This is a genomic window from Methylobacterium sp. WL12, from assembly GCF_008039475.1.
Taxonomy (GTDB): domain Bacteria; phylum Pseudomonadota; class Alphaproteobacteria; order Rhizobiales; family Beijerinckiaceae; genus Methylobacterium; species Methylobacterium cerastii.
The window spans coordinates 22,532-28,753 of record NZ_VRUW01000066.1 but is presented as its reverse complement, the minus strand read 5'-3'; the positions used below and the strand labels follow the sequence as shown (position 1 = coordinate 28,753).

The 6,222-nt window shown below is 71.8% G+C and carries 6 protein-coding genes; all 6 read right to left on the bottom strand.

All coding sequences use genetic code 11. The features are described 5' to 3' along the window. Positions 1–1,312, bottom strand: a 1,312-nt coding sequence (gene ftsZ / locus FV226_RS20170) for a cell division protein FtsZ (RefSeq protein ID WP_147764283.1), incomplete at its 3' end; no start/stop codon positions are given. Positions 1,313–1,415: 103 nt separating this feature from the next. Further along, complete coding sequence (ftsA, locus tag FV226_RS20165; protein WP_147753368.1) at positions 1,416–2,738, bottom strand: cell division protein FtsA; 1,323 nt, start codon at positions 2,736–2,738, stop codon at positions 1,416–1,418. Between the two features lie 70 nt (positions 2,739–2,808). Next, positions 2,809–3,825 (bottom strand): cell division protein FtsQ/DivIB, encoded by a 1,017-nt coding sequence (locus FV226_RS20160; protein ID WP_147764282.1) that lies wholly within the window; start codon positions 3,823–3,825, stop codon positions 2,809–2,811. After that, positions 3,792–4,715, bottom strand: a complete 924-nt coding sequence (locus FV226_RS20155) for a D-alanine--D-alanine ligase (protein WP_147764281.1) — start codon at positions 4,713–4,715, stop codon at positions 3,792–3,794. Before FV226_RS20155 ends, FV226_RS20160 begins: the two co-directional genes overlap by 34 nt. A 41-nt stretch (positions 4,716–4,756) precedes the next feature. After that, a complete protein-coding gene (murB, locus tag FV226_RS20150; protein ID WP_147764280.1) occupies positions 4,757–5,704 on the bottom strand; it encodes a UDP-N-acetylmuramate dehydrogenase in 948 nt (315 codons plus the stop codon). Continuing rightward, positions 5,701–6,198 (bottom strand): DUF559 domain-containing protein, encoded by a 498-nt coding sequence (locus FV226_RS20145; protein ID WP_246691664.1) that lies wholly within the window; start codon positions 6,196–6,198, stop codon positions 5,701–5,703. Before FV226_RS20145 ends, murB begins: the two co-directional genes overlap by 4 nt. Positions 6,199–6,222: the final 24 nt, after the last annotated feature.

Genomic DNA, 6,222 nt, shown 5'->3' with positions numbered 1-6,222 from the left:
GGCCGGCATGGGCCTGCGAGACCGGCTCGGGCGCGGGCGCCGGGGCGGGCACGAACGGGGCGGCGGCGCGGGGCTGGGCCTGGGTCAGCATGATGTCGTCGCGCATCACGGGCGCCGGCTCCATCCGCATCTCGGGCTGATGCACCGCCTCGGGCGCCGCCTGGCGCACGGGCTGGACGGGAGCCGCCTGAACCTGGGTCACGGCCGGCTCGGCCGCGGCGCGAAAGCTCGGGGCGTTCTGCGCGGCGCGCGAGCGGGCCTCGGAGCGCAGGCGCTCGGCGACCTCGGCGATGCGCTGCTCGGTCTCGGCGATCTCCTTGTTGTTCGGGGAGTTGGCCGAGATCAGCGCCGGCTCGATGCCGGTGGCGACCACCGAGACGCGGATGATGCCGTCGAGGCTCTCGTCGAAGGTGGCGCCGAGGATGATGTTGGCTTCCTGGTCGACCTCCTCGCGGATGCGGGTGGCGGCTTCGTCGAGCTCGTACAGGGTCAGGTCGGCGCCGCCGGTGATCGAGATCAGCAGGCCGCGGGCGCCCTTCATCGAGACGTCGTCGAGGAGCGGGTTGGCGATGGCGGCCTCGGCCGCGCGGCTGGCGCGCTTCTCGCCGCTCGCTTCGCCGGTGCCCATCATCGCCTTGCCCATGCCGCGCATGATCGCGCGCACGTCGGCGAAGTCGAGGTTGATCAGGCCTTCCTTGACCATCAGGTCGGTGATGCAGGCGACGCCCGAGTAGAGCACCTGGTCGGCCATCGCGAAGGCGTCGGCGAAGGTGGTCTTCTCGTTGGCGACCCGGAACAGGTTCTGGTTCGGGATCACGATCAGGGTGTCGACGGCGGCCTGGAGCTCCTGGATGCCGGCTTCCGCCGTTCGCATGCGGCGCAGGCCCTCGAACTGGAACGGCTTCGTCACGACGCCGACGGTGAGGATGCCCATGTCGCGCGCCGCCCGGGCGATGACGGGGGCGGCACCCGTGCCGGTGCCGCCGCCCATGCCGGCGGTGATGAAGCACATGTGCGCGCCCGAGAGCTGGTCGCGGATCTCGTCGATCACCTCGTCGGCGGCGGCCGAGCCGACCTCCGGGTGCGAGCCGGCGCCGAGCCCTTGCGTCACGCCGAGGCCCATCTGGATCACGCGCTCGGCCTTCGAGGAGGTCAGCGCCTGGGCGTCGGTGTTGGCGACGACGAACTCGCAGCCCAGCAGGCCCGACTCGATCATGTTGTTGACGGCGTTGCCGCCGGCGCCGCCGACACCGAACACGGTGATGCGGGGCTTGAGTTCGCGGATGTCAGGCGCCTGGAGAGAGATGGCCATGGTGTCGAGCCCTTCGTGACCTTTAACGCGTTGTCCGGAGCGCCTCCGTCGAGGAGACGCCGATTCGTCGAGGCCGGGCGCGAGAGGGCGCCCGGGAAAACGCCTAGAAACCCTGCTTCAGCCACTCGTAGACGCGGCCGATGTACCCGTCGGTCCCCGTGCCGGCGAAGGCGCGCTGGCCCCGCGGCTCGAAGTGCTCGGCATGCGCCACCTGCGGGTAGACCAGCAGGCCGACCGCGGCCGAGAAGGCCGGACCCTTGGCCGCCTCGGGCAGGCCGCGGATGCCGAGCGGACGCCCGATCCGGACCTGGCCCTGCATCACCCGGCGGGTGACCTCGGGCAGGCCAACGAGCTGGCTCGCGCCGCCCGTCAGCACCACCCGGCGCCCCGCCTGGGCGGCGAAGCCCGCGGCGCGCAGACGGTCGCGGACGAGTTCGACCACCTCCTCGACCCGCGGCTTGATGATCCGCACCAGCTGCGAGCGCGGAACGTGGTTCGGGGTCTCGCCCTCGTCCTCGCCGACGCCGTGGACCGCGATCATGTCGCGCTCGTCCGAGGGGGTGGCGATGGCCGAGCCGTAGAGCGTCTTCAGCCGCTCGGCCGCAGCGACCCGGGTGGAGAGCCCGCGGGCGATGTCCATGGTGACGTGGTGGCCGCCGACGGCGATCGCGTCGGTGTGGACGAGGTGCCCGCCGGAGAACACGCCGAAGCTCGTGGTGCCGCCGCCCATGTCGACGACGCAGACGCCCATCTCGGCCTCGTCGTCGACGAGCGCCGAGAGGCCGGCGGCGTAGGGGGTGGCGATCACCGCCTCGACGCCGAGATGGCAATGCTCGATCGCCAGCATGACGTTGCGGGCGGCGGCGGCCTCCGCGGTGACCACGTGGAGGTCGACCCCGAGGGCCTCGCCGATCATGCCCGAGGGGTCGATCACCGCACCCTGGCCGTCGAGGGCGTAGCCGGTCGGCAGCGCGTGGAGCACGGCGCGGCCGGGGCTGACGCCGTGGGCGCTCGCGGCCTCGAGGACGCGCTCCACGTCGGCGCCGGTGACCGTGCCGGTGCGGACGTTGACCCGCGCCTGGAAGTGCTGCGAGGCGAGGCGCCCGCCGCTCATGTTGACGATGACCGACTGGACCTCGACCTTGGCCATCCGCTCGGCGGCGTGCACCGCCTGCCGGATCGCACCCTCGGCGGCTTCGAGATCGACGATCGCGCCACCCTTCAGCCCGTGCGAGCGCTGGTGGCCGATGCCGATGATGCGGGCGAGGTGCGTGCGGCCCTTCAGCGTCGAAAGGGCCTCGGCCGGCTGCAGCTCGGCGATGAGGCAGACCACCTTGCTCGTGCCGATGTCGAGCACCGACAGCGTGGTGCTGCGGCGCGCCGAGAGCGGTTTCAGGCGGGGCGTGAGGCCGTGTTGGGAATGCATCAGCGCTGACCGGCGAAAGACGGGGAACGGGCGGGGCGGCGGGTGGTCGAAAGGAGCGCCTGGGCTGGGCTCACGTCGCCGTCCCCTTCTTCGTCTTCTTCGAGGCCTCGGCCCGGGCGGCCGCGGCCTCCTCGGTGAGGCGGACCACGACCCGGTCGGGCATCCGCAGGTCGACGGCGATGATGTCCTTCTCCAGCAGTCGGTTGGCGCGCTCGAGCTCGACGAGGCGCGCCAGCGCGGCGCCGGGCTCGACCTCCGGCAGGCGGATGTCGACGCCGTCGAGCTTCAGCGTCCAGCGCCGGCCCGAGACGTAGGTGCCGGCGCGGATGCGGTCGGCCAGCGGGCCGGCCGCGGCGACCAGGGCGAGATACTCGCCGAGCTTGGTGTTGGCGTCGTCGCCGACGACGAGCGGCAACGTCGCATAGCGGTCGTCGCGCATCGTATCGATGATCGTACCGTCGGCGGCGATGACGCTGATCTCGCCGTTCATCTGCCAAAGGGCGGCCGGCTCGCGCTCGACCTGGTTGATGACGATCTCGCGGGGATAGATCTTGCGCACCGAGACGGAGGCGATCAACGGCACCCGCAGCAGGCGGGCGCGCACCTCGGCGACGTCGAGGAAGGGAACGGACGCGCGCCAGTCGATGCCGGCGGCGGCCAGCACCTCGCGCTCGTACATCCGGGAGATGCCCGAGATGGTGACGCGCTCGACGCCGAAGCCGGCGATGCGCGCGAGGATGTCGAAGGGGCGGCCGTTCTCGGCGACGAAGGCGTCGTAGCGGCCGCTGGCGACGAAGCCGGCGAGCGCCAGCGCGCCGAAGGCCGTGCTGAGGCCGAGGGCGCCGACGCCGCGCGGCAGGCGCTCGGCCATCGACGGGCCTGGCCGACCGCGGCGCAGGGAATCGGACCGGCGCAGGAAGCGCGGAAGCCGGGAGAGGACGCTACCGGCCAGGCCCTGCCCGGCCAAGCCTTGCCCAGCCAAGCCCTGCCCGGCCACGCCCTGCCCAGCGAAGCGCGCGGCAGGACCGGTCGCGCCGGGAAACCCAGCGGGGCTCAGCGGCCCAGAGACGCGTCCTCCACCATCCATCGTACGAACTCACCGAAACGATACCCAGCATGGGCGGCCATGTCCGGCACAAGGCTGGTCTGGGTCATGCCGGGTTGCGTGTTGACCTCCAGGACGACGAGGGCACCGGTGCCACCCGGTGTGTCGTCGTAGCGAAGGTCGGCACGGCTGACGCCCCGGCAGCCCAGTGCTTGATGCGCCGTTAACGACAACTCTTGGACACGCTGGTAAACATTTGGTTTAAGTTCGGCCGGCAGGACGTGGATCGAGCCCCCCGGCGCGTACTTGGCGTCGTAGTCGTACCACCCCCCCGACGCGGCCTTGATCTCGATGACGCCGAGCGCCCGGTCGCCCATCACCGCGCAGGTGAGCTCGCGGCCCGCAACGTAAGTCTCCACAAGGACTTCCTCCCCGAAGACCCACTCCTCGGAGGCCAGGATCTGGGGCGGATGCGAGCACCCGTCGCGCACGATGATGACGCCCATCGACGAGCCTTCGGAGACCGGTTTGACGACGTAGGGCGGCGCGATCGGGTGTGACTTCGCGGCATCATGCCGGTTAACGACCCGGCCCTCTGGAACGCTGACGCCGGCCGCCCGCATCACGACCTTCGCCCGCTCCTTGTGCATGGCGAGCGCCGAAGCCAGCACGCCGGAATGCGTGTAGGGAATGCGCAGGATCTCGAGCAGCCCCTGGATCGTGCCGTCCTCGCCCGCCGGCCCGTGCAGCGCGTTGAAGGCCGCGTCCGGCCGAAGCTCCGACAGCACGGCGGCGACGTCGGCCCCGACGTCGACGCGGGTGACGCGGTAGCCCTCGCCCTCCAGCGCGTCGGCGCAGGCGGTGCCGGAGTTCAGCGAGACCTCGCGCTCGGACGAGGTGCCCCCCATCAGGACGGCGACGTGCTTGGACATGGGCGGCTCCGTGGCGCGTATCGAAGGAGGACGAACGGATTTCAGGTGAAGGTCGGCGTCGAGCCGTCGGCGGAGACGCCGATCCGCTTGATCTCCCAGTGCAGCGGGACCCCGCTGGTCTCGTGCACCCGCCGCCGCACCTCTTCGCCGAGCCCCTCGATGTCGGCCGCCGTGGCGCCGTCGCGGTTGATCAGGAAGTTGCAGTGCATCTCGCTGACCTGGGCGCCGCCCCGCGTCAGCCCGCGGCAGCCGGCGGCGTCGACGAGCTGCCACGCCTTGCCGCCCGGCGGGTTCTTGAAGGTCGAGCCGCCGGTGCGCTCGCGGATCGGCTGGGCCGCCTCGCGGGCCTCGGTCACCCGCGCCATCTCCGCCTCGATCGCGGCGCGCTCGCCGGGGCGGCCGCGGAACAGCGCGCTCGTGAAGATCACGTCCTCGGGCGCAGCCGAATGACGGTAGGTGAAGCCCATCGCCTCGTGGGTGAAGCGGCAAAGCGCGCCGCGCCGGTCGACGCCGCGGGCCTCGACGAGCACGTCGGTGGTCTCGCCGCCATGGGCGCCGGCGTTCATGCGCAGCGCCCCGCCGACCGAGCCCGGGATGCCGCGGAAGAAGGCGAGCCCGTCGAGCGAGGCTTCGGCCGCGGCCTTCGCCAGCCGCATGTCGGGCACGGCGGTGCCGGCGCGCAAGGTGTCGCCGTCGATCTCCACCGCGCCGAAGGCCTTGCCGCCGAGCCGGATCGTGACCCCGGGGATGCCGCCGTCGCGCACGATCAGGTTCGAGCCGAGCCCGATCACCGTCACCGAGATCTCGGGGTCGAGCCCGGCCAGGAGGTGAGCCAGGTCCTCCTCGTCGGCGGGCGTGAACAGCGCCTGCGCCGGCCCGCCGACGCGGAACCACGTCAGGTCGGCCAGCGACGGGTTCGCCAGCAGCCGGCCGCGCAGGTTCGGCGCGCCGGCGCGGATCGCGGGCGTGATGTCGGCGAAGGCGGTCATGTGTGCGCCCCCCCTCTCCCCGCACGCGGGGAGAGGGCTTCGTCGACCTCGTCGTCGACGAAGCGAGGCGGCAGCCGGGGGTGAGGGGGCGGTTCCGAACGAGGCACGATCGTCGAGACCCCCTCACCCTCGCCCTGCGGGCTCACGCCCGACACGACGAAGTGTCGGGCGTCCTCTCCCCGCCCGCGGGGAGAGGGGGGCAGCGCGGCGAGGATCGTGTCGATCACGGCGTCGGGGGTGTTCATGATCTCGTGGTTCCAGAAGCGGAGGATGCGATAGCCCTGGCCCTTGAGCCAGGCATCCCGAACGGCGTCCCTTGCACTCTCGGCGTGCTGCGATCCGTCGGCTTCGACTATGAGCTTCGCCTCACGACAGGCAAGATCCGCGATGTAGGCGCCGATGCTCTCCTGCCGCACGAACTTGAACCCGCCGAGTCTTCGATCGCGCAGGCGAAGCCATAACTTGCGTTCGGCTTCGGTCTCCGTTCGGCGCAACCTCCTGCGAAGGCTCGTCCGTTG

What these genes read in the sequence shown, in the direction of transcription:
- murB (WP_147764280.1), bottom strand. Translation starts at nt 5,704, where the DNA reads ATGACCGCCTTCGCCGACATCACGCCCGCGATCCGCGCCGGCGCGCCG.
- FV226_RS20160 (WP_147764282.1), bottom strand. Translation starts at nt 3,825, where the DNA reads ATGGATGGTGGAGGACGCGTCTCTGGGCCGCTGAGCCCCGCTGGGTTT.
- FV226_RS20155 (WP_147764281.1), bottom strand. Translation starts at nt 4,715, where the DNA reads ATGTCCAAGCACGTCGCCGTCCTGATGGGGGGCACCTCGTCCGAGCGC.
- ftsA (WP_147753368.1), bottom strand. Translation starts at nt 2,738, where the DNA reads ATGCATTCCCAACACGGCCTCACGCCCCGCCTGAAACCGCTCTCGGCG.